The organism is Flavobacterium anhuiense (assembly GCF_001705175.1).
Lineage (GTDB): Bacteria > Bacteroidota > Bacteroidia > Flavobacteriales > Flavobacteriaceae > Flavobacterium > Flavobacterium anhuiense.
This window is the reverse complement of the sequence record NZ_CP016907.1, coordinates 2,892,759-2,915,499: the sequence shown is the minus strand read 5'-3', so window position 1 is coordinate 2,915,499 and position 22,741 is coordinate 2,892,759. Positions and strand designations below refer to the sequence as shown.

General features: G+C 33.2%; 20 protein-coding genes. 9 read left to right on the top strand and 11 right to left on the bottom strand.

The window, feature by feature from the left end; all coding sequences use genetic code 11:
- The first annotated feature begins 47 nt into the window (after positions 1 to 47).
- Positions 48 to 557 (top strand): C40 family peptidase, encoded by a 510-nt coding sequence (locus tag BB050_RS12835; RefSeq protein ID WP_066033804.1) that lies wholly within the window; start codon positions 48 to 50, stop codon positions 555 to 557.
- Between the two features lie 191 nt (positions 558 to 748).
- Here BB050_RS12835 and BB050_RS12830 read toward each other — a convergent pair whose 3' ends face one another.
- Positions 749 to 2,326, bottom strand: a complete 1,578-nt coding sequence (locus BB050_RS12830) for a L,D-transpeptidase family protein (RefSeq protein ID WP_066033803.1) — start codon at positions 2,324 to 2,326, stop codon at positions 749 to 751.
- Positions 2,327 to 2,496: 170 nt separating this feature from the next.
- Entirely contained in the window at positions 2,497 to 2,913 is a 417-nt protein-coding gene (locus BB050_RS12825) for a DUF1573 domain-containing protein (RefSeq protein ID WP_066033802.1), read from the bottom strand.
- Positions 2,914 to 3,077: 164 nt separating this feature from the next.
- Here BB050_RS12825 and BB050_RS12820 point away from each other — a divergent pair, with 164 nt between their 5' ends.
- The 3 genes from BB050_RS12820 (at position 3,078) to BB050_RS12810 (ending at position 5,875) form a co-directional block, all read left to right on the top strand.
- Positions 3,078 to 4,343, top strand: coding sequence for a sensor histidine kinase (locus BB050_RS12820; RefSeq protein ID WP_066033801.1), 1,266 nt, complete (start codon positions 3,078 to 3,080; stop codon positions 4,341 to 4,343).
- Positions 4,340 to 5,026, top strand: a complete 687-nt coding sequence (locus BB050_RS12815; protein ID WP_008468109.1) for a response regulator transcription factor — start codon at positions 4,340 to 4,342, stop codon at positions 5,024 to 5,026. The genes BB050_RS12820 and BB050_RS12815 overlap by 4 nt, the downstream gene beginning before the upstream one ends.
- A gap of 84 nt (positions 5,027 to 5,110) precedes the next feature.
- Entirely contained in the window at positions 5,111 to 5,875 is a 765-nt protein-coding gene (locus tag BB050_RS12810; protein WP_066033800.1) for an MBL fold metallo-hydrolase, read from the top strand.
- Here BB050_RS12810 and BB050_RS12805 read toward each other — a convergent pair.
- The gene (locus tag BB050_RS12805) at positions 5,872 to 8,091 is read right to left on the bottom strand and encodes a B12-binding domain-containing radical SAM protein (protein WP_066033799.1); all 2,220 of its coding nucleotides are present in this window, start codon (positions 8,089 to 8,091) and stop codon (positions 5,872 to 5,874) included. The two genes, BB050_RS12810 and BB050_RS12805, sit on opposite strands and share 4 nt — an antisense overlap.
- A 114-nt stretch (positions 8,092 to 8,205) precedes the next feature.
- Between BB050_RS12805 and BB050_RS12800 the strand changes: the two genes are divergently transcribed.
- Entirely contained in the window at positions 8,206 to 11,805 is a 3,600-nt protein-coding gene (locus BB050_RS12800; RefSeq protein WP_066033798.1) for a DUF7948 domain-containing protein, read from the top strand.
- A 96-nt stretch (positions 11,806 to 11,901) separates the two neighbouring features.
- Here the strand turns inward: BB050_RS12800 and BB050_RS12795 are convergent, their stop codons facing one another.
- On the bottom strand, positions 11,902 to 13,179 hold the full coding sequence (locus BB050_RS12795) for an MFS transporter (RefSeq protein WP_008468105.1): 1,278 nt from the start codon (positions 13,177 to 13,179) through the stop codon (positions 11,902 to 11,904).
- A gap of 267 nt (positions 13,180 to 13,446) precedes the next feature.
- On the opposite strand from BB050_RS12795, the gene bshC reads away from it, so the two are divergent.
- The 3 genes from bshC (at position 13,447) to BB050_RS12780 (ending at position 17,026) form a co-directional block, all read left to right on the top strand.
- Complete coding sequence (gene bshC, locus BB050_RS12790) at positions 13,447 to 15,036, top strand: bacillithiol biosynthesis cysteine-adding enzyme BshC (protein ID WP_066033797.1); 1,590 nt, start codon at positions 13,447 to 13,449, stop codon at positions 15,034 to 15,036.
- Between the two features lie 126 nt (positions 15,037 to 15,162).
- A complete protein-coding gene (locus BB050_RS12785) occupies positions 15,163 to 16,434 on the top strand; it encodes an acyltransferase family protein (protein WP_066033796.1) in 1,272 nt (423 codons plus the stop codon).
- Between the two features lie 172 nt (positions 16,435 to 16,606).
- On the top strand, positions 16,607 to 17,026 hold the full coding sequence (locus BB050_RS12780; RefSeq protein WP_008468102.1) for a nucleoside-diphosphate kinase: 420 nt from the start codon (positions 16,607 to 16,609) through the stop codon (positions 17,024 to 17,026).
- A gap of 143 nt (positions 17,027 to 17,169) precedes the next feature.
- Here the strand turns inward: BB050_RS12780 and BB050_RS12775 are convergent, their stop codons facing one another.
- Together BB050_RS12775 and BB050_RS12770 are read right to left on the bottom strand one after the other, a co-directional pair.
- Positions 17,170 to 17,466 carry a DciA family protein gene (locus BB050_RS12775; protein ID WP_008468101.1) on the bottom strand — a complete coding sequence of 99 codons (297 nt, stop codon included), beginning with the start codon at positions 17,464 to 17,466 and terminating at the stop codon, positions 17,170 to 17,172.
- Positions 17,447 to 17,887, bottom strand: a complete 441-nt coding sequence (locus BB050_RS12770) for a lipocalin-like domain-containing protein (RefSeq protein ID WP_008468094.1) — start codon at positions 17,885 to 17,887, stop codon at positions 17,447 to 17,449. The genes BB050_RS12775 and BB050_RS12770 overlap by 20 nt, the downstream gene beginning before the upstream one ends.
- 264 nt (positions 17,888 to 18,151) lie before the next feature.
- Here BB050_RS12770 and BB050_RS12765 point away from each other — a divergent pair, with 264 nt between their 5' ends.
- A complete protein-coding gene (locus BB050_RS12765) occupies positions 18,152 to 19,222 on the top strand; it encodes a serine hydrolase domain-containing protein (RefSeq protein ID WP_066033795.1) in 1,071 nt (356 codons plus the stop codon).
- 241 nt (positions 19,223 to 19,463) lie between these two features.
- Here the strand turns inward: BB050_RS12765 and ftsY are convergent, their stop codons facing one another.
- The 5 genes from ftsY to BB050_RS12740 form a co-directional block, all read right to left on the bottom strand.
- Positions 19,464 to 20,417, bottom strand: coding sequence for a signal recognition particle-docking protein FtsY (gene ftsY, locus BB050_RS12760; protein WP_008468083.1), 954 nt, complete (start codon positions 20,415 to 20,417; stop codon positions 19,464 to 19,466).
- A 186-nt stretch (positions 20,418 to 20,603) separates the two neighbouring features.
- Entirely contained in the window at positions 20,604 to 20,756 is a 153-nt protein-coding gene (locus BB050_RS12755) for a DUF4295 domain-containing protein (protein WP_008468081.1), read from the bottom strand.
- A gap of 73 nt (positions 20,757 to 20,829) precedes the next feature.
- The gene (gene rpmG / locus BB050_RS12750; RefSeq protein WP_008253902.1) at positions 20,830 to 21,012 is read right to left on the bottom strand and encodes a 50S ribosomal protein L33; all 183 of its coding nucleotides are present in this window, start codon (positions 21,010 to 21,012) and stop codon (positions 20,830 to 20,832) included.
- A 27-nt stretch (positions 21,013 to 21,039) separates the two neighbouring features.
- Positions 21,040 to 21,276: a 50S ribosomal protein L28 gene (gene rpmB / locus BB050_RS12745; protein WP_008468080.1), complete on the bottom strand. Its 237-nt coding sequence runs from the start codon at positions 21,274 to 21,276 to the stop codon at positions 21,040 to 21,042.
- A 71-nt stretch (positions 21,277 to 21,347) separates the two neighbouring features.
- Positions 21,348 to 22,601, bottom strand: a complete 1,254-nt coding sequence (locus BB050_RS12740) for a CinA family nicotinamide mononucleotide deamidase-related protein (RefSeq protein WP_066033794.1) — start codon at positions 22,599 to 22,601, stop codon at positions 21,348 to 21,350.
- Positions 22,602 to 22,741: the final 140 nt, after the last annotated feature.

The window sequence follows — 22,741 nt, the reverse complement described above, 5'->3', positions numbered from 1 at the left end:
AAATAACAGTTTATATTTAGCGTTTTAATTGATATAAGACCAGAGAAATGAGATCGCGCCTACTATTTTTTTTATTGCCATTTGTTTTACTTTCTTCTTTCACAATAAAAAAGAAAGAGCCTCAACATTTAATTTCAAACACTAAAATTCAGACCGAAATAAATCGCGATTCCATTATTGCTTACGCGAAACAATATTTAGGAACTCCTTATTTATACGCCAGTAGTAATCCCAAAAAAGGTTTTGATTGTTCAGGTTTTGTCAGCTATGTTTTTAACAATTTCGGATTGACATTACCAAGAAGTTCCAGCGGTTACAAAAACATAGGCAAAGCTCTAAAACCAGAAGAATTTAAAGTGGGAGATGTATTAGTTTTTTACGGTTACAAAAACAGAAATGTTGTCGGTCACCTCGGAATAATTTGTGAGGCCAACGGAATGCAGTCAAAATTTATTCATGCTTCCTCAGGAAAAGCACAACAGGTAACTATAACAGCGCTTGATACAGAACATTATACCAAACGCTTTTATAAATGTGTTGATGTTTTATCGAAATAAGTTTTGCCACAAATTACACAAATTTCCACAAATTTATTTTTGCCACTCCCGATAGCTATCGGGATAAAAAGATTAACACAGATTTTTTATAATCATTTCAATCCTTTAATCTGTGGCTTTAATTTTTTCACCCCAATTATTGAATAGATTCAGTTTTGGAATTTGGATTTTTGAAATTGGAATTTAAAATTTTATTCTTCTGTTAAGAGTTTAATCATACTTTCATCTCTTCCATAAATATCTTTATAGAAATTTAAATTACCTTGTCGATCTACCCAAGCAGTAAAATATCCAATATAAACTGGAACTTTTTTCTTAAGCGTATACCAACTTTCTTTTCCAGCATGCATGGCTTTATCAATTCTTTCGGGAGTCCATGCAGGGTCTACTTTTAACAACTCTATGGCCAACTCTCTTGGTTTTGCTACACGCACACATCCGTGGCTAAAAGCTCTACTTTCTCTTTCAAACAAACTTTTTGATGGCGTATCATGCAGGTAAATATTGCTTGAATTCGGGAATAAAAATTTCACCAATCCTAAAGAATTATTTTTTCCTGGAAGCTGACGCACTGCACCATTGTTCCATTCTAGATTTTTCTTTTGCAGATAGTTTTTATCCTTAGCCATGCCTGGCTTAATTTCCGATTTTATAATACTTGGCGGCACATTCCAATACGGACTGAAAACAATATTGCTCATCATTCCGCTGAAAATAACCGTTTTTGTCATAGCTCTACCCACAACAACTGGCGATACAAAAGCAATTTTACCATCTTCGACTATATACAATCTAAATTCAGGAATATTCACTTCTATATACTTCTGCCCTTTCTCTAATTCCGGATCTATCCAGCGGCAGCGCTCCATATTAACAATAATGGTCTTGATACGATCTGAAACAGAAATGTTCAAATCATTTATATGCTCGAGAAGAATCGTGTTTTTTGGGGTATAACCATGACGCAATTCGTAGTTTTTCATGGCTTTAATCAAAGTCGTATCACAAATAGCACTTTTATTGTCCTCTTGAATGTCTTTGGTAATAAAAAGTCTCTCTCTAATTTGCGCCACAACAGCAGACGAATCTCCTACTTTGAGGTTTTTATAATCTTCACCTGTTTCAATAGTTTTCCAACCGCCATTCTTCTCAATTTCTCTATACTCCTTCAGAGCATCGCGCAGTTTGTAATACTGGCTGAACATCTTTTTTTTCTTATCATCCAAAATGGTTGATTTTTTAAAAATAGAATCTGAAAGCACTTGGTAATTCAGTTTTTTACGAGGTAAAAGCCATTCTAAAGAAACCACTGTTTTTTCGTCAAAACCGCCTACTTTTTCACCGTAATAGTAATATAAATTAGAAAGCAGTAAATCGGTATCTTCTTTTGAAAGCTTAGTATTGGCATTATTATCAAAAACAGAATTTAATTGCTCATTATAAGGATAATTCGCTTTTAATCCTTCTTGATCTAAATTTTTGTATTGGTTGAATAACGTATTGGCAAATTCGACAATTCCTTTATTATCCTGCCACAATTGAGTCGACTTATTTTTTTGATATAAAGCAGTTACATCCTTCTTAAATTTATCCAGTTTTGGATAATTTTCATAAAACTTTGCAATGCGAACACTGTCAATTGTAAGTTTTAATTCAGGGATTTTTTCAACTGTTTTTATCGAGTTTTCCTCTTTTTTATCAGCTTTCGAATTACACGAAAAAACAGCAAAAAAAACAATAGCAATAATAGGCGTATACCAGATTTTCATAACTCAAAATTTTGGAATAAAAGTAGAAAAAAATCTATTAAAACAAAGAACTCAGCAATAAATCTTAAACCTTATTTTTTTGAAGTTTAAGCGGTTAATAAAAATAAAAAGCTCCAAACAATTTACATGTCTGGAGCTTTCGCCATATAACCAACCTATTAAAATTCTAATTAAATAACTGTACCTTTTAGAGTAAGTACTTTTGGTGTTGTTTCTGCACTAGTAGTAACTGTTACTGTTTTTGTAAAAGCACCTTTATTTGCAGCATTGTAAGTGGCAGTAACTTTTCCAGATTTACCAGCCTGAATTGGCTCTTTTGTGTAATCTGTTGCTGTACATCCGCAAGATCCTTGCACGTTTGTAATAACTACAGACGTTTTTCCTGTATTTTTAAATTCGTAAACAATTGCTTTTGGAGTTCCCTGCGGAATTTGTCCAACATCAATTGTTTCTGCTTTCCAAACAATTGTAGAAGCTGCAGTTGCTGAAATTTCAGTTTCTGAAACTAAAGATTGTACTGGAGCAATTGCTGAAAAAGACATTAGGCCTAAAGCCAAAGCTAACATCGAAATTTTGATCATTTTCATAACTGATATATTTAAAATGGTTTATAGTTCATTTTGATATTACAAAGGTAATTCAGACAAATTCAAGTCGCTGTTAACTGGTTTCAAACGTTTGTTAATGACTTGTTAACCGCCTGTTTTTAAGCCAAAATTGATTAATATTACACTCTCAAAATTCTTTATTCTTGAAAATTAATAAACTCAACAGCATCATTCTCTTAGGATTAGTCGCTATCATTAGTATTTTGGTAGCACAATTGCTATGGACAAAAGAGGCTTTTACAATCGAACAAAAAAAACTGAGCCAGAAAGCACATATTGCCTTACTTGAAGTGGCTAAAAAATTATATGAAGGAACCAATCACGAATTGCCTGTTCAGAATCCCGTTCAGAAAATTGCAAATGACTATTACATTGTAAATGTCGATAACGAATTTGAGCCTGATATTTTAGAATTTTATCTGAAAACGGAATTCAAAAAAATGAATATTACGACTGATTTTGAATATGCAATGTATAACTGCCAAAGCGACGAAATGATTTACGGCGATTATATTTCGCTTTATAAGAAAAAAGCAGAATGTAAAAAAACCGTTTATTTCCCTAAGCACAAAAATCTGGTTTATTATTTTGCCGTGCGTTTTCCAAACGAAACGACTTATCTTTTTAGTTCGATGCGTTTTTGGTTTATCCTTTCAACTGCATTAATTCTGATTCTGCTGATTTATGTGTATTCGATTTTCACTCTTTTACAGCACAAAAAATATTCAGAATTGCAACGTGATTTTATCAATAATATGACGCACGAATTTAAAACGCCACTGGCTTCTATTCTAATCGCTTCCAAATATTTGATTGAACAAAAACCAATTAAAGAAGATAAGAAACTCTATACGTATACTGACATTATCATCAATCAAGGAAATAAGCTAAACGGACATATCGAAAAGATTCTAAATGTCGCAAAAGCAGATTATGCGCCTTTAGAACTTAAAAAAGAAAATATATTGATTGTTCCTATTATTGAAGAAGCGATAGAAAACATCAAATTAAAATATCCTGAAGCTTCTATTGCGATTGAAACAGTTTCAAGAGAATATTTAATCGAAACAGATACTTTTCATTTTGCCAATTTAGTGTACAATCTGCTGGATAATGCAATGAAATACTGCAATGATAAGCCAGAAGTCACGATAAAAATTATCGAAAATAATAACTGTTTAAAATTAGAGTTTATTGATAATGGAATTGGGATTAATCCTAAAAAAATATCTTTTATCTTTGATAAGTTTTACCGCGTTCAGAACGAAAAAAGCAATGAAGTGAACGGATTTGGACTTGGTTTGTATTATGTAAAAGAAATCTGCAGTCTTCAAAACTGGAAAATAAAAGCCGAAAATAATCAAGAAAAAGGTATTACCATAACTTTATCAATTCCTTATAAAAAATGAGAAATTTCAAAATACTATATGCCGAAGATGATGAAACTTTAGCGTTTTTAACCAAAGATAATTTGGAGCAAAACCATTATGAGGTAATCCATTGTTCTGATGGAAAATCGGCGCTGAAAATTTTTGAGGAAGAAGAATTTGATATTTGCATTTTTGATATTATGATGCCAAAAATGGATGGTTTTGAACTTGCTGAAGCGGTTCGAAAAATTGATCTTGACGTTCCGATTATTTTTCTTTCTGCCAAAACTTTAAAAGAAGATCGCATTAAAGGTTTGCGTTTAGGCGCGGATGATTATTTGGTAAAACCTTTTAGTATTGAAGAATTACTCCTCAAAATTGAAATCTTCCTAAAGCGTTCACAGAAAAATATTCCAACTGCAAAAACTATTTACGAAGTTGGCAAATATCAGTTCGATACCAAAAACTTCATTCTTTTTAATGATGACGAAAAAGTGGGTTTAACACAGCGTGAAGCCGAATTATTGAAACTTTTCTTGGATCATAAAAATTCTGTTTTAAAAAGAGAACAAATTCTAACTTCTTTATGGGGAACTGATGACTATTTTATGGGAAGAAGTTTGGATGTTTTTATTTCGCGTTTACGTAAAATCTTAGCAAACGAACAAGGAATTTCTATTGAAAACCTACACGGAATTGGATTTAGATTTTCTATTGGGTAAATCACAATTCTGTTAAAAATAAAGAAAAATCTGTAATCACTTTTTCGAAAAACTTTGTATTTTTAATATCTAATTTTCTTGGATATGAAATTACATCATTTGCGAAATGCCTCTTTGGTAATTGAAACAGAAAAGCATGTCATTTTAGTTGACCCAATGTTAGGTAAAAGAAAAACAATTCCGCCTTTTACTATTTTCAGATATAAACCAAAACGAAATCCACTCGTGGCATTGCCAAAAAATAGCCGTGATATTTTAAGTCGTGTAACGCACTGTTTGATTACACATTTACACCCAGATCATATTGATAAAGCTGGCGAAGTTTTTTTGAGAAGAAAAAGTATTCCGGTAATTTGCAGTTCAAAGGATGAAAAAGCGCTTGTTCAAAGAGGATTAAGCGTAATTCAAACTTTGGAATATTGGGAACCGCAAAAATTTCTTGATGGAAAAATAACAGGAATTCCAGCCATTCATGGCTATGGATTTGTTGCCAAATTAATGGGGAATGTAATGGGTTTTCTTATTGAGTTGGCAGATCAAAAATCTATTTATATCAGTTCAGACACTATATTTACAGAACATGTCGAAAAAGTCCTAACACAATTGAACCCTGACATTTCTATTGTGGCTTGCGGTACAGCGAGATTAGATTTCGGACAGCCTTTGTTAATGCGAATGGATGATATTCTGAAATTCGTAACACTTGCCCCAGGAAAAGTTCTCGCCAATCATTTAGAAGCATTAAATCATTGCCCAACTACAAGACTGCAATTAAGAACTGCACTTTCAGATCATGGTCTTTTAATGAAAACTTCTATTCCAAATGACGGAGAATGCATTGAGTATTAAAGTACCAATAACCCAAATTCTCGTAAAGTGTTTATAGGTTTAGAATACCAGAACAATTCGAAATCTTCCAATTCGGTTTCAAAATCATTTTTAACCTCCTGAAAAGTATAGTTTTTAGAACCCGAAACAGCAATTTTTGATAAAATTGAAGTCAGCCACTCGCCTTCTTCTTTATTGGTTTGAATATTGAAACTTTCTTTTTTGTCATGAAAAGTTAATGACATCATTTCCCAGCTTCTTCCTTTTTTTGATTTTGTAAAGATTTCTGTTGCAGGTTTTCCTCCTAGCCAAACCACTTTTGCATTTGGTTTTGTATTGAAATCGTTTTGTTCTTCTAACGCATTAAAAATAAAATCAGGATGAATTTTGGTTTTCGGGATTTTAAAATCGAACCATTCTTGAAGTTCATAATCAAAACAGATTCCGTGCATGAAATTAAAAAGCGATTTCTTTAATCCGAAACTAAATTTATCGTGATTGATTCCTGTTGCATCGGTATATTCAATATCGTTATTGGCAAAAGTTCCAATTACTTCCGTTTTTTTGGTCACGCCAAATTGCTCTGGATATAATCCTACTGGACTATGAGCCGTCAAAGCAAACTGATGCCAAAATCCTGACTGTAAAACTCCCGCTTCAAACAATTGGCGAACCATTTCAAGGCTATCAACTGTTTCCTGAATCGTCTGAGTTGGATATCCGTACATCAAATACGCATGAACCATAATTCCGGCTTCGGTAAAATTTCGTGTTACTTTGGCAACTTGTTCAACCGTTACGCCTTTGTCAATTAATTTCAATAAACGGTCTGAAGCTACTTCTAAACCGCCTGAAACTGCAATACATCCAGAAGCTTTTAACAAGAGACATAAATCTTTTGAGAAGCTTTTTTCAAAACGAATATTGGTCCACCAAGTTACAGCTAGTTTTCTTTTTAAGATTTCAAGCGCTAAAGCACGCATTAAAGCTGGCGGTGCAGCTTCATCTACAAAATGGAATCCATTTTGACCTGTTTTCTCGATTAGTTCTTCGATTCTGTCGCATAAAAGACTTGCAGCAACAGGTTCGTAAACTTTAATATAATCTAAAGAAATATCACAAAAAGTACATTTCCCCCAATAACAGCCGTGCGCCATTGTCAGTTTATTCCATCTTCCATCGCTCCACATTCTGTGCATTGGATTTACAATTTCGATAACCGAAATGTATTTATCCAAAGGAAGATCTGAATAATCCGGAGTTCCGACCTGAGATTGTTTATAATCGTGTTTTAGAGAATTATTTTTATATACAACTTCTCCGTTTTCTAATAAAAATGTTCGTTTATAACGCTTCTCTACTTCGGTCGAAGTGACAGAATTTGGATTTTCCAAATTGAAAATTAATTCCTCAATTGGAACTTCGCCATCATCTAAAGTGATAAAATCGAAAAACTCAAAAACGCGTTTATCAGAAAGTGAACGCAATTCTGTATTTGGGAAACCGCCTCCCATTGAAATCTTAATTTCAGGATGATTTTGTTTTACCCATTGTGCAGAACGAAACGCGCTATATAAATTTCCAGGAAAAGGAACAGAAATTAAAAACAAAGTCGGTTTTACATCCTCAATTTTAGCTTTTAAAAGCGAAATTAAAATCGAATCGATGTAAGTTGGTTCTTGCTGAAGGGCTTCATACAATTCATCAAAAGAATTGGCACTTCTACCTAAGCGTTCTGCATATCGGCTAAAACCAAAATTTTCATCAACACATTCGACAATAAAATCTGAAATATCTTCAAGATATAAAGTCGCCAAATGCTTGGCTTTGTCTTGAGTGCCCATTGTTCCGAAAGCCCAATCCAATTCTTCCAATTGCGCAAAACGAGAAGCTTCTGGGAGAAAATCTTCCTGACAAATCTGCAATGCCAAAGTTGGATTTTTTCCTTGAAGAAACTGAATTACAGAATCGATCGTTTTGATATATTCATCTTGAAGGGCAAAAATACGTTTCGAATTATCTGAGATTTCAGAACCTGAAACTTGGAACTCTGAAACTTGAAACAAATCTTGCAATCCTTTTTTCGAAAACAATTCCAAAATCACATCAATACCCAAATCAGCTTGAACCGATTCGATGTTTTTGGTATTCAGAAAACCTTTTATATACGCCGTTGCCGGATACGGTGTATTCAGTTGGGTAAATGGCGGAGTAATTACAAAAAGTCTCGTTTTCAAAAGGGAATTATTTTTTTGCAAAAATACGGGTTATTTTGAGACTTTTCAGCGTTTCATTTTTTGATTTGAGTTTGTAAACAATTAATTACATTTGCCACTAGCCAAATTATTCAAATGAAACATACATTACTATTCCTTTTTTTCTTACTAACACAACATTCATTTTCTCAAAACAAAAATCAATCTATTGGTTTTATAGAAAATAAAGGACAAATTATAGATCAAAATGGAAAACTAAATATTGCTGTAAAGTACTTATTGAATTCTAATGGCTTGAATGTTCAACTGAAGAAAAATGGATTTTCTTATGATGTTTATGAAATAAAAAAGACTCCAATTGTTCGTTCTGTAACAGTAAAAACACTTCCCTATTTAAGTCCTGAAAAGGAAGAATTTAATTTAGAATACGCTTTTCATCGAATAGATATTGACTTTGTAAACTCCAATTATAAAGTTGAAGTGATTACAGAACAAAAGTCAAGAGATTTTGACAACTACTATAATATACCAAATAAGCCTGAAGGAGTTACTGAAGTTTACAAATACAAACAAATTACATATAAAAATATTTATCCAAATATTGATGTTGTTTTTACAATTCCCGAAGATCCACAAAAAACAGTAGAATATAATTTTGTCATTCATCCAAAAGGAAAAATCTCTGATATTCAATTAAAGTTTAATGGAGCAGAAACCAATTTGACTGATAATAAAATCCAAATGAATACTCGTTTTGGAAAAATGGAAGAAACACTTCCTGCAAGCTGGATTGAAGAAAAAGGGCATAAAAAGGCAATTGTTGTTGGATATCAAAAATTAAAGAAAAATGTTTATGGATTTCGTTCTGCAAACTTCTTAGCGGGTAAAACAGTTGTTATTGATCCTGTGCCTACGAGACTTTGGGGGACCTATTATGGTGGTTTACAGTGGACAGAGTTAAACGCTTTGGATAAAGATAGTTTTGGAAATGTCTATTTTGCAGGAAAGACAGCAAGCACTTCAAATATAGCGACTTCAGGTTCTCACCAACCTAATGCTGGATTTATAAATTATCCAGGTCGAATTACATATGATGGCTACATTGCTAAATTTGACGGCAATGGAAATAGATTATGGGCAACCTATTACGGCGGAGACCTAGATGACAACATTAAATCCATAAAAGTATCTGCGGATAAAAACCTTATCTTTTGCGGGAACACTTCCAGTACAAATAATATATCGACGGCAGGTTCTTTTAAAGAGAGAAAATCAGGATATTATTCTGAGATGTTTTTAGGGAAGTTAGATTCAAATGGAATTAGACAATGGGCTTCATATTATGGAAATGACAATGGATTGACATTTGCCAACAGCGTTGTCGCTGATGAGCAAAACTATATTTATCTTTCGGGTACAACTACTAGTGACGAATATATTTCTACTCCAAATTCTTTTAAAGAAAATAGAATAGACAACAATCGTTTTGATGGTTTTTTAGCAAAATTTGACTCGAACGGAAATAGAATTTGGGGAACCTATTTTGGAGGTGATAAAGATGATTCCTTTGAAGATTCTGCAATTGATAAAGATGGAAACATAATTTTAGTAGGTTACTCTCAAAGTGACACTAATGTAGCAACATCAGGTTCATATAAACCTGACTATAGTGTTGGAAATCTATCCTCAACAGGAGATGGAATAATTGTAAAATTTAATCCAAATGGACAACGAATCTGGAGTACATATTTTGGTAAGGCAAATAGTGATTGGATTTATACTTGTAAAATATTTGGAGATAATTTATATATGACAGGGGAAACTGAAAACGATAACATTTCAACTCCTGATACTTTTGAACCTGTAATGAAAGCATCTTATAGAAGTACTTATTTTGCAAAATTTAATTTAGCTCTTCAAAAACTTACTTGGTTAAGTTATTCACAGGGAAAGGTTACATCAATTTTTCCAAAAAATGACAATGAAATTTTCATTGCAGGGGAGTCTGTATATGGTTTTGACATAGCATGTCCAAATGCCTATAATCCTGTTAATTATACTTTCTCTGGATTTATGATAAAATTAGATGGAAATTGTAAAAAACAATGGGGTACTTATTTTGGCAAAACAGGATCGATTGATAATCCGCTAGTAATGAGCGAAGGATCAAATAATATTTTTATAAGTGGAATTATCAATGGAAGTTTTGCAGATACTGATATTGCAAGTTCTGGAGCTTTTATGGAAGCGCCTTTAGATTGGCCTTCTGGTTTTCTTATGAAATTTCAAGAACCAAATCCACTTGGGATTCCCAATGCTATAAGCAACTCTCCTATATGCAAAGGGACAGCATTAGAACTTAAAGCATCTGGAGGAACTAGTTATTTATGGACTGGCCCAAACAATTTTGCTTCAACTGAACAAAGTCCTGTGATTGCAAATACTAGTACTATTAATAGTGGCGAATACAGTTGTCAGATCAACGGAATAGACAATTGCGATAACATAAAAAAAATATTTGTTTCAGTTATAGAAACAACTTCTCCAACAGGAAATACAAACCAGCCGTTTTGTTCAGCACAAAATCCAACAATCGCCAATCTTGAAATTAACGGAACTTCTATAAAATGGTATGATGCATTAACAAATGGTAATTTATTATCTGAAACAACAAATCTGCAAAATGGAAAAACATATTACGCATCACAAACAGAAAACAGTTGTGAAAGCCCAAGATTTGGAGTTACAGTTTCAATCGTAAATACTCCTTCAGCTCCATTGGGAAATCCGGAGCAATCTTTTTGTAAAAAGGAAAACAAAACGCTTAATGACATTCAAATAACAGGGCAAAATATAAAATGGTTTGACACTAGTTTTTCTGCTTCTGTTTTACCAAATACAACTCTTTTAGAAGATAATCGAACGTATTATGCTTCGCAAACAATTGGCTGTGATAGTGACAGAACACCAATTCTTGTTCGCGTATATAACACGCCTTTACCAACAGGAAATAATAATCAACAGTTTTGCATTGATGAACTTTCAACAATTGAAGAGCTTAAAATTGTAGGATCTTCTCTAAAGTGGTACGATGCTGCAACAAATGGAAATACATTACAAGAAACCGATTTATTACATACTGGAACGTATTATGTAACTCAAACCTTAAACAACTGCGAAAGCGGAAGACTACCAATTACTGTAAAAATACAAGACACTCCAATTCCATCTGCTGATTCTCCACAACAATTCTGCATTCAAAAAAATGCAAAAATTAGTGATATTGAAATTGATGGACGAAATATCAAATGGTATGAAAGTTCTTCTTCTACCAATATTTTATCAGAATCTACTTTGCTCGAGAATAGAATCACTTATTATGCTTCTCAGACCGAAAACACTTGCGAAAGTGATAGAATTCCAGTCACCATAAATATTTTAGAAGCAACTTCTAAGGATTGCATTAATTTGATAAATGAACTTCCGTATCCAAAATTCTTTACACCAAATGGTGATGGTTTTAATGACACTTGGACAATAGATCCAGATTATTTAGCTCCTAATTCGTCTATTAGAATATTTGATCGTTACGGAAAATTAATTAAAGAATTAGCATTAAACACCTCTTGGAACGGAACTTATCTTGGTAATCAGGAACCAGCATCTGACTATTGGTTTACTGCTACTAGAATAAACGGAACAGAATATAGGGGACATTTTACTCTGAAAAGATAGATTAATAGAAAAGAAAAACCACAAGAATGAAATTAATCTTGTGGGTTTTGCTTTATTCTTAGATTTGGCAATTACGGTTTCTTAGTTTAAATATTTTTAAAACTTATGTTCGTCTTTACTAATCACTAAAAACGAAATTAAAGATATAAGAGCAGCAGCAATTAAATAGAACCCTACATAACTCACATCATAAGTCTTAGCTAGCCAAATTGCAATCATTGGCGCAAAAGCAGCTCCTAGAATTCCTGCCATATTAAATGTCAAAGATGCTCCCGAATAACGAACATTTGTTGGGAACAATTCAGAAAGAAAAGTCCCAAGCGGTCCATAAGTGAATCCCATCAGAGACATTCCGATACAGGCAAAAACAGCTACCAAAGCAATATTTCCTGAACTTAAGAAAAACGAAAAGAAAAATCCAAAAACAGCAATTGCCGCTGTCGCCGCAATAAGCATTTTACGACGGCCAATTTTATCTGCCACGACAGCCGAAACTGGAATAAATAGCGCGAAAAATAATACTGAGAATAATTGAATTAATAATCCATCTCTTTTTGCAATTCCTAAATCTGACGTTGCCCAACTTAGAGTGAAAACCGTCATCAAATAGAAAACCAAAAATGTTGTAATGGCTGCAAAAGTTCCAAATATTAACTGGTTTTTATATGATTTCACCAATTCTAAAAAAGGAACTTTAACTTCTTCTTCGTGTTTTTTAGCTTCTTCAAAAGAAGGAGTTTCTGTAATTTTTGTTCTAATATAAAAACCAACAATTACCAAAAGTGCGCTGGCAATAAAAGGAATTCTCCAACCATAATTCATAAAATCTTCATTACTCATCGAATCGGTAAGCAATAGAAAAGTTCCGCCTGAAAGCAACAATCCGATTGGAGCTCCTAATTGCGGAAACATTCCATACCAAGCGCGTTTGTGTGGTGGAGCATTCTCAATGGCAAGCAAAACGGCTCCTCCCCATTCTCCGCCTAAACCAACTCCTTGTCCGAATCGGCATAACATCAATAATAATGGTGCCGCAACACCTATACTGGCATAACTTGGCAAAAACCCAATGGTAACGGTCGAAATTCCCATGGTCAGTAAAGCAGCAACAAGAGTAAATTTACGTCCAATTTTGTCGCCATAATGCCCAAAAAAAGCAGAACCTAACGGACGTGATAAAAAGGCGATGGAAAAAGTGGCTAAGGATTCCAGAGTGGCCATCGTCGAATCTGAACTTGGGAAAAATAATTGAGGAAAAACCAATACAGCCGCATTGGCATAAATATAAAAATCAAAAAATTCGATTGTAGTGCCTATAAGGCTTCCAAAAAGAACATGTTTTAGGGAGTTCTTTTTACTCGGGCTATTTTTCATGAAAATTGATATCTTTTTTATTTGCAAAAATAAAGTTTCATTATTAAAAACTCATGTTTATACAAATTACTTTTACCACTACTTTACAATTTTAACAAATTATCTAAATTTTCAATTTTCTACAATGTAATATAATCAAAATTTAAAATCCTGATTACAACGTTTTTAAAAGCATTAGAAAAAAATCAAATCTTAAGCAATTGTTAATAGCGTTTTTAACTGTATATTTTCATTAAATTTACAGCTGTCAAAAATAAATTTAAAATTATGCCTACCGACTGTATCAGCTTTCAATCTTCTGGATATTTCTCTAAACTAATGCAGGATTATTTAGATCAAAAGCCAGAATTAAAACCGCTGTACAATAATTTTCCAACATTAGAAAATTTCGAAAAACAAATTGCTGAAAAATCAGCCAATTTTGACCATAACAACCGAGCAGTATTGGTTGACACTTTGCAGAAGCAATATCAAAACATTGAGGTTTCTGATTTAACGAGACAAAATATTTCGCTATTAGCACTCGAAAATACTTTTACCATTACAACAGGACATCAGCTAAATCTTTTTAGCGGGCCATTGTATTTTTTATATAAAATTATTTCTACGATTAATTTAACTAAAGAATTAAAATCAAAATATCCTTCTTATAATTTTGTTCCAGTTTATTGGATGGCGACAGAAGATCATGATTTCGAAGAGATTAATTATTTTAATTTTAAAGGAAAAAAAATCCGCTGGAATGCCGAAAGCACTGGGCCAGTCGGAAGGCTTGCAACTGATGGCTTAGAAGATTTATTTGAAGTTTATTCTAAAGAATTAGGCTCAAGCACAAATGCAAATGCGCTTAAAAAACTTTTTGAAGACGCTTATTTAAAACATGAAAATCTAGCAGATGCAACGCGTTATTTGGCCAATTCTCTTTTTGCCAATTATGGTTTGGTTATTATAGATGCAGACAGCGCCGATTTAAAACATGCTTTTATTCCGTTTGCAAAAGAAGAATTACAGAATCAGACTTCATATAAAGCAGTTCAAAAATCAATTGAAGAACTTGCTGATTATACCGTTCAGGTAAATCCGCGTGAGATTAATTTGTTTTATATTGAAGATAAACTGCGTGAAAGAATCATTTTTGAGAATGATAAATATTTCGTGAACAATACCAAAATCTCATTTTCAAAAGATGAAATTTTCAAATTGTTAGAAAGCAATCCTGAAAAGTTCAGCCCAAATGTAATTATGCGTCCACTATATCAGGAAATTATTTTACCAAATCTCTGCTATATTGGCGGAGGCGGAGAAATTGCTTATTGGTTAGAATTAAAAGCATTCTTTGAAGCCGTAAATATCACTTTCCCTATATTATTGGTTCGAAATTCTGTTCTTTTGGCAACAGAAAAACAAGTTAAAAAAGCGGATAATTTAGGTTTGACTTGGAAAGATTTATTCAGCAAATCAGAGAATTTAATTAATTCGATAACACACAAACTTTCTCCATTTCCTATTGATTTAACAGAACAAAAAGAAGCGCTTGAAAAACAGTTTGGCTATCTTTTTGAATTGGCCGAAAAGACAGACAAATCTTTCTCTGGAGCCGTAAAAGCACAAGAAGTGAAGCAAAAGAAAGGGCTGGAAAATTTAGAAAAACGCTTATTAAAAGCGCAAAAAAGAAAACTTCAAGATCAATTGCAACGCGTTACTGATTTACAATGCGAATTGTTTCCAAATTACAGTCTTCAAGAACGCCAATCTAATTTTTCTGAATTTTATTTAGAAAAAGGAGATCAGCTGATTCCACTTTTAATTCAGAAATTAAAACCTTTAGAACATAATTTTGATATCATAATAATCTAAAATAATTATCTTTAGAAATTCAAAAGCGATAATTTAGGAATCAAATAACCAGCTCATTTCCGATCTTATTGCTCTCTCAAACCAAATAGAATTATATTTTTATAACCTATTAAACGACCTAACCAAATGGTAAGAGAACGCCTGATTTCGCTTGATGTCTTTCGCGGACTGACTATTCTATTGATGACTATTGTAAACAATCCCGGTGACTGGGGAAATGTTTATCCTCCGCTTTTACACGCACACTGGAATGGCTGTACGCCAACCGATTTAGTATTTCCGTTTTTCATTTTCATAATGGGAGTTGCTGTACCGCTTGCAATGCCGGAGAAAAAATACGATGAAACAACATTCAACAAAATCCTGATTCGTTCTCTAAGAATGTTCTGTTTAGGGATTTTCTTTAACTTCTTTGGAAAAATTCAATTGTTTGGTCTTGATGGAATTCCGCTTCTGCTAGTAAGGCTGATCATTACTTTTGCTGTTGGTTATGCGCTAATGGGAAATTTTAGCAACAAGCTAAAAAACATTTTTGCTTTTAGCATTCTAGCTATATATATCATTTTAGCTTATGGAGGTTTTGAAAATTATGCAGACGTCAGACTTCCTGGAGTTTTACAGCGTATTGCAATAGTTTACTTTGTAGTTTCCTTATTATATTTAAAAACATCTCGTAAAACACAACTTTTTACTGGAATTGTTTTACTTTTTGGCTATTGGGCGATTATGACATTAGTTCCTGTCCCTGGAATAGGAGATGCTAATTTAGAAAGAGGAACGAATTTGGCCGCGTGGGTTGATAGCGTCTTATTAAAAGGGCATATGTATCATGAAACCAATACTTGGGATCCAGAAGGAATCTTAAGCACAATTCCATCTATTGTAAACGGAATCATTGGATTATTTATTGGTCAGATTCTGCTTCTTAATATAACTAAAATCCAAAAAGCGCAAAGAATGGGAATGATTGGCACATCGCTAATCTTTTTTGGATTAATCTGGGATTTAGTTTTTCCCATAAACAAATCCATCTGGACAAGCAGTTATGTTTTATACACTACAGGATTAGCGACAATATGTTTAACTGTATTGTATTACATAATTGACATTGCCGAATATAAAAAAGGATTCAAATTATTTGTTATTTGGGGAGTCAACCCTATGATTGTTTTCTTTGCTTCGCAGATTATTCCGCAAGCTTTAGTAATGATTCGTTTTCAAAATCCATCAATTCCAAGTGAGCAGACTAATCTTTTAGATTATTTGTACCGTTTTGGTATTGCACCATTTTTCAGCAATCCGATGACTGCTTCTTTGGCTGGAGCATTAACTTATGTTGCAATATGGACCTTTATTTTATGGATTTTCTATAGAAACAAGCTTATTTTTAAAGTTTAAAATCAATAAAAAACATTTTAAAGACGTGCAATTGTGCGTCTTTTTTTTGACCAAGACTCACCGCTTCCTTCTTTCTTAATCAAAACATCATTCTAGTATGTTTAAATTATGAATTTATTAAAATCAATTCATAAAAAAAGTATACTTTTGCACAAAATTTAATAAATACAAAATGGCAACAAATAGAACTTTTACAATGATTAAACCAGATGCTGTTGCAAACGGACACATCGGGAATATCTTAGCAATGATTACTAATGGTGGTTTCAAAATCGTTTCATTAAAATTAACTCAATTAACTGTAGCTGATGCTAAAGCATTTTACGCAGTACACGCAGAAAGACCTTTCTACGGAGAATTAGTTGAATTTATGTCTCGTGGACCAATTGTTGCTGCTATTTTAGAAAAAGAAAACGCAGTAGAAGATTTTAGAACTTTAATTGGTGCTACAAACCCAGCTGAAGCTGCTGAAGGAACTATTCGTAAAGCATACGCTACTTCAATCGGAGAAAATGCAGTTCACGGATCTGACAGCGACGAAAACGCTGCTATCGAAAGTGCATTCCACTTCGCAGTTAGAGAGCAGTTTTAATTTGACTTCTTAGATGGTTAGAATTTTAGACTAACTTAGATTTCTAATTAAATAAAAAAAGAAACCCACTTCATTGAAGTGGGTTTCTTTTTATCATCTATATTTTTTTTAATAATCTGAAAATCTAAGAAGTCTAATTTAGTCTATCGTAAAACCACATCTTTCACCACCTCACGTCCCAATTCTTCATTGATCATTTTTACGATTTTATATTTTCCGTGAGTTAACTCTTCACGCAAAACAGAAGAACCTAACTCAACATACAGTGTACTGCCTTTAAGAACAACATTTCGGGTATACGTATTCACGCCATTTCCCATAAGCTGTCGCCAAGCCTCACGAACATCAATTTGATCCATTCCAGGCTGCAATTTATTTACCTGAATAATTTGCTGTAAAACAGCACCAATAGTTGTTTCGTTATTTAGTCTTTTCGCCATCGTTCAAAAGATTTACTGGTCCAGCTTTTTTATAATGATATTCTATTTTTTGAGGGTTTTTCACCACGAATTTATCATCCGAAAGCGAAATAATTTCTTCGCTCCATTTGGTGTATTTCGTTTTATAATCCAAGAAAACCTGATCTCCTGCAAAACGTACTGCAACATTTTCAAAAGTATCTGTTGTCAAAAAAGTGCCGTCAAATTGCGGCATCACTTTCGTTCGAAGACCTTTATTATTCTTGATTTGAAAAAAATCAAAAGTTTCATTCATTTTATACTCCTTCTCTTCACCTTTCTCGAAAACCACTTTTTCAATTTCCCAATAGCCATTTAGTTTAGCAATATCAGCAGGTTGTATTTCCTGTTTACAGCTCACAAACAAAAGCGAACAAAACAAAACTATGAAAGCATTTTTCATAAATAAAAATATTAAAATTTATTCTTTTTTCTTTAAATGAAGTCGAAGATTTAGGAGCTAATCCTGCTGTCCGCTGTATCTTTTGTTTTTTAAAGAAAAAAACAAAAGGATGCCGCTCCCATCAGGGCTAGGGCTCCCGTTTTCAAAAGAAATTTCTTGGACTACAAAGATAGTCTTATAATCATCAAAAGAAACAAAAAATAAAAAAACACATTAAACTATTTTGCATATTTTTGGTCAAACCCCAAACCAAAAGCAAAAAACATGAACAGAATAATTTGCACCATCCTGGCATTCTTGTCGTTAACTGCATGCAGTAAAGATTCAACCGAACCAGATCCCGTTCCAACTCCTGAAGAAAAAATGTATTTTCCTCCCTTAACAGGAACTACTTGGGAAACAAAATCTATTGCCGAATTAAAATGGAATCAAAATGCCGTCCAACCTCTTTTGGATTACTTAGAACTTAAAAATTCTAAATCATTTATGATTTTAGTAAATGGCCGAATTGTTTTAGAAAACTATTTCAATAACCATACAGCCACATCAAATTGGTATTGGGCAAGTGCAGGAAAGACATTAACCTCAACCGTTACAGGAATTGCTCAGCAAGAAGGGCTGGTAAACATCAACAATAAAGTGTCGGATTATATTGGAACTGGCTGGACAAGCGAAACTCTGGCAAAAGAAAACTTGATAACTTGTAAACATCTTTTAACCATGACTTCTGGTCTTGACGATACCTCAGACGAAGTCAATCCAGAAGATTTAATTTATAAAGCCGATGCTGGAACCAGATGGGCATATCATAATGTATATGTAAAACTTCAGGACGTTGTAGCAAAAGCAAGTGGACAAACTTGGGAGAATTATTTCAACACCAAATTAAGAGACAAAATCGGCATGAACGGCACTTGGGTTCAACTTGGCGTAAATAGCGTTTATACAAGTACAACAAGAAGCATGGCACGTTTTGGATTATTAATGCTGAATAAAGGAAAATGGGAAAACAATGTAATTCTGAATGAAGCTTTCTTTAATGAAGCAACCACAACTTCTCAAAACATAAATTTAGGTTATGGGTATTTATGGTGGCTAAACGGAAAATCAAGTTATCATTTACCGCAATCGCAGTTAACTTTTCAAGGGAGTGTAATCCCAACTGGACCAAGCGATATGTTTATGGCTTTAGGCAAAAATGACCAAAAGATTTATGTAATTCCAAGCAAGAAAATGGTTGTAATCAGAATGGGAGATGCCGCCGATAATGTAAATCTCGCGCTTTCTGATTTTGACAAAACGTTGTGGGAGAAAATTAATGCACTATATCAATAAAAAAATAGCTTTTAAATAAAAGTCATTAGAACACTTTTATTTAAAAGCTATATATTTTTAGATAAAAAACTTATCGGTTAGTTTTTATTCTTTTAAGCACTCCCAAAAAGAATAAAACAATTCCTAAAACCAGTAGAATATAATACACTGAAAGATTTTTATCCTTTAAAACGTTTGCCAGAACAAAAGATATTACACTAGCAAAATAGAACGTTAAAGCCGATATATTTTTCATTATAAATTATTTAAAAAAACTGTCAACGAATTCATATTTATTGAAGACTTGTAAATCTTCAATTCCTTCGCCAACACCAATATATTTAACAGGAATTTGAAATTGATCTGAAATTCCAATCACAACTCCACCTTTTGCAGTTCCGTCCAATTTAGTAACAGCTAATGAAGTAACCTCAGTAGCAGCTGTAAATTGTTTCGCTTGTTCAAAAGCGTTTTGACCTGTAGAACCATCTAAAACTAAAAGTACATCGTGAGGAGCGTCAGCAACAACTTTCTGCATTACACGTTTTACTTTTGTCAATTCGTTCATTAAGTTGATTTTATTATGAAGACGACCAGCTGTATCAATAATTACAACATCAGCATTTTGAGCAACTGCAGATTGCAAAGTATCAAAAGCTACAGAAGCAGGATCGCTCCCCATTTGCTGTCTTACAATAGGCACATTTACACGATCAGCCCAAACCTGCAACTGATCAATAGCAGCTGCACGGAAAGTATCTGCCGCACCTAAAACCACTTTATGGCCCGCTTTTTTAAATTGGTAAGCCAATTTACCAATCGTAGTTGTTTTTCCGACTCCATTTACTCCCACAACCATTAAAACGTAGGGCTTTTTATCTTTCGGAACTTCAAATTCTGTTGCTTCACCTGTATTAGTCTCAGATAACAAAGCGCCAATTTCATCACGAAGAATCTGATTTAATTCGTCTGTTCCTAGATATTTATCTTCTGCAACACGTTTTTCAATTCTTTGAATGATTTTCAATGTCGTGTTTACTCCAACATCAGAACCTACAAGAACTTCTTCAAGATCATCTAAAACATCATCGTCAACTTTAGATTTTCCTGCAACGGCTTTGCTTAACTTTGAGAAAAAAGTAGTTTTTGTTTTTTCAAGACCTTTGTCTAAAGTTTCTTTTTTTTCGCTAGAGAATAATTTTTTAAAAAAACTCATTTTTTGTAGTTTATTAGATTATTAGATTTCTCGATTTCTAGACAAGAAATCCAAATCTTTAAAGAAAGCGCAATTGTTTCTCAAAAAAAGGCCAATTGTTACGATTCTTTAAATTTTTAGACAAATATAGGTAATAAAAAAGCTACTTCCGAATGAAAGTAGCTTTTCTATATAATGTAATTGTAATTATTTCTTTTTCAAGAATTCATCAACTTCTTCAGGAGCCATAATAGATTCTACGAATGTATATGCACCAGTTTTAGGAGATTTTACCATTTTGATGGCTTTTGATAATCTCTTAGAAGATGTTTGTAACGATGCTACGGTTTTCTTTGCCATGATTCAAATGTTTTGGAATTCAATAAATCTTCAAATGAAAAACCATTTGAGATTTTATCAAAATCTCTAATTATTACTTAATTTCTTTGTGAACAGTTACTCTTTTCAAGATTGGATTAAATTTTTTAATCTCTAATCTATCTGGAGTATTTTTTTTGTTCTTAGTTGTAATATATCTAGAAGTTCCTGGAACACCAGAAGTTTTGTGCTCAGTACATTCTAAAATTACTTGGATTCTATTACCTTTCTTTGCCATCTTGCTATATATTTATTTAGGAAAAGATTATTTGATAAATCCTTCTGACTGCGCTTTTTTCAAAACTGCAGTGATTCCATTTTTATTAATTGTTTTTATCGTAGATGCTGCTACTCTAAGAGTAATCCATCTATCTTCTTCTGGAAGATAAAAACGCTTTTTAACTAAGTTTACAGAAAACTTTCTCTTAGTTTTGTTCATAGCGTGAGAAACGTTATTTCCTACCATCGCTCTTTTACCTGTAAGGTCACAAACTCTTGACATTATACTTATCTTTTATCGTTATTCAAAATCAGGGTGCAAAGAAAAGAAAAATAAACCATTGTAGCAAAAAATTATTGCACAATTTTTAAAATTTCTTTCTGCAGTATTTCTAAACTCTTAACAGATGCCCTATCTATCACTTTTTCACGAGGTTGTCCAAAGTTAAATTCCTCTACAATTACTCCGTATGGCGTTGCTAAAGCGATAAAAACAGTGCCAATTTCGGCATCAGAATCACCTTTTGAAGGCCCTGCATTGCCCGTCGTTGCCAGCGCATAGTCGGTTTTCATCAATGCTTTAACATTCAAAGCCATAGCAGATGCAACCTCAGCACTAACCACTGAAAATTGGTTTATTAAATCTTGCGAAATTCCTAAAACATTTACTTTAGCTTCTGTCGCATAAGACACAACGCTTCCTTTAAAATAGCTTGAGGAACCCGGAACAGATGATAGCAGAGAAGCAATTCTTCCTCCAGTGCAACTTTCTGCCGTTGAGATGGTTTTATTTTGCTTAGAAAGCAATTTGCCAATTACAGTTTCAATTGTTTCATTTTCTTCATAACCTACAATTATATCATGAATTATAGCATCCAATGATTGCACATTACGTTCTATAGCTTCTTCTAGTTCTTCCTTATTGGTTCCGCGGGCCGTCAAACGGAGACGAACTCGTCCTGGATTTGGCAGATAAGCCAATTTTATAAATTCTGGAAGATTATTTTCCCATTGCTCAATACGTTCTGCCACTAAACTTTCGCCTTGACCATACGTTAAAATGGTTTTGTGAATAATATAAGGACGCTTGTATTCACGAACGATTTTTGGAATTATTTCCTCTTCAACCAAATATTTCATTTCGTAAGGAACCCCTGGAAGCGAAATAAAAACCGTATTTTCTTTTTTCATCCACATTCCTGGCGCCGTCCCCACTTTATTATGCAATACTGTACAAGTTGACGGAACTAGAGCCTGATCTTTATTCAATTGAGAAATTGGCCTTTTGTAGAAACCTTCTATCAATTCTGTAACGTGAGCCAAAACTTTTTGATCTACAACCAACTCATCATTAAAATACTCACAGAATGTTTTCTTGGTAACGTCGTCTTTCGTTGGCCCCAATCCGCCTGTCACAATAACAACATCTACTTTGTTCTGCAATTGAGCAAAAGTGTCTAAAATATGTTTTTTATCATCGCTTATCGACAGCATTTCTGCCACCTCAACTCCAATTCTATCGAGTGATTTAGCAATAAAAGCCGAATTTGTATCTACGATTTGGCCAATTAAGATTTCATCTCCAATAGTAATAATTGCTGCTTTCATATCAGTGAAATATTTTTGATTCTTACATTAAGCAAGACTATAATTTATAAGTAGAAAATTTAAATTTTGTCTTGGAGGAAAGTATTAACAGCTTTTACAAATTATAAGCCGCTTACAAAATTTAAAAAATGATTTTGACT

Bases quoted from the DNA above. Each gene is read 5' to 3' on its own strand.
- BB050_RS12835 (WP_066033804.1), top strand. From the start codon at position 48: ATGAGATCGCGCCTACTATTTTTTTTATTGCCATTTGTTTTACTTTCT.
- BB050_RS12830 (WP_066033803.1), bottom strand. From the start codon at position 2,326: ATGAAAATCTGGTATACGCCTATTATTGCTATTGTTTTTTTTGCTGTT.
- BB050_RS12825 (WP_066033802.1), bottom strand. From the start codon at position 2,913: ATGAAAATGATCAAAATTTCGATGTTAGCTTTGGCTTTAGGCCTAATG.
- BB050_RS12815 (WP_008468109.1), top strand. From the start codon at position 4,340: ATGAGAAATTTCAAAATACTATATGCCGAAGATGATGAAACTTTAGCG.
- BB050_RS12810 (WP_066033800.1), top strand. From the start codon at position 5,111: ATGAAATTACATCATTTGCGAAATGCCTCTTTGGTAATTGAAACAGAA.
- BB050_RS12800 (WP_066033798.1), top strand. From the start codon at position 8,206: ATGAAACATACATTACTATTCCTTTTTTTCTTACTAACACAACATTCA.
- BB050_RS12795 (WP_008468105.1), bottom strand. From the start codon at position 13,179: ATGAAAAATAGCCCGAGTAAAAAGAACTCCCTAAAACATGTTCTTTTT.
- bshC (WP_066033797.1), top strand. From the start codon at position 13,447: ATGCCTACCGACTGTATCAGCTTTCAATCTTCTGGATATTTCTCTAAA.
- BB050_RS12785 (WP_066033796.1), top strand. From the start codon at position 15,163: ATGGTAAGAGAACGCCTGATTTCGCTTGATGTCTTTCGCGGACTGACT.
- BB050_RS12780 (WP_008468102.1), top strand. From the start codon at position 16,607: ATGGCAACAAATAGAACTTTTACAATGATTAAACCAGATGCTGTTGCA.
- BB050_RS12775 (WP_008468101.1), bottom strand. From the start codon at position 17,466: ATGGCGAAAAGACTAAATAACGAAACAACTATTGGTGCTGTTTTACAG.
- BB050_RS12770 (WP_008468094.1), bottom strand. From the start codon at position 17,887: ATGAAAAATGCTTTCATAGTTTTGTTTTGTTCGCTTTTGTTTGTGAGC.
- BB050_RS12765 (WP_066033795.1), top strand. From the start codon at position 18,152: ATGAACAGAATAATTTGCACCATCCTGGCATTCTTGTCGTTAACTGCA.
- ftsY (WP_008468083.1), bottom strand. From the start codon at position 20,417: ATGAGTTTTTTTAAAAAATTATTCTCTAGCGAAAAAAAAGAAACTTTA.
- BB050_RS12755 (WP_008468081.1), bottom strand. From the start codon at position 20,756: ATGGCAAAGAAAACCGTAGCATCGTTACAAACATCTTCTAAGAGATTA.
- rpmG (WP_008253902.1), bottom strand. From the start codon at position 21,012: ATGGCAAAGAAAGGTAATAGAATCCAAGTAATTTTAGAATGTACTGAG.
- rpmB (WP_008468080.1), bottom strand. From the start codon at position 21,276: ATGTCAAGAGTTTGTGACCTTACAGGTAAAAGAGCGATGGTAGGAAAT.
- BB050_RS12740 (WP_066033794.1), bottom strand. From the start codon at position 22,601: ATGAAAGCAGCAATTATTACTATTGGAGATGAAATCTTAATTGGCCAA.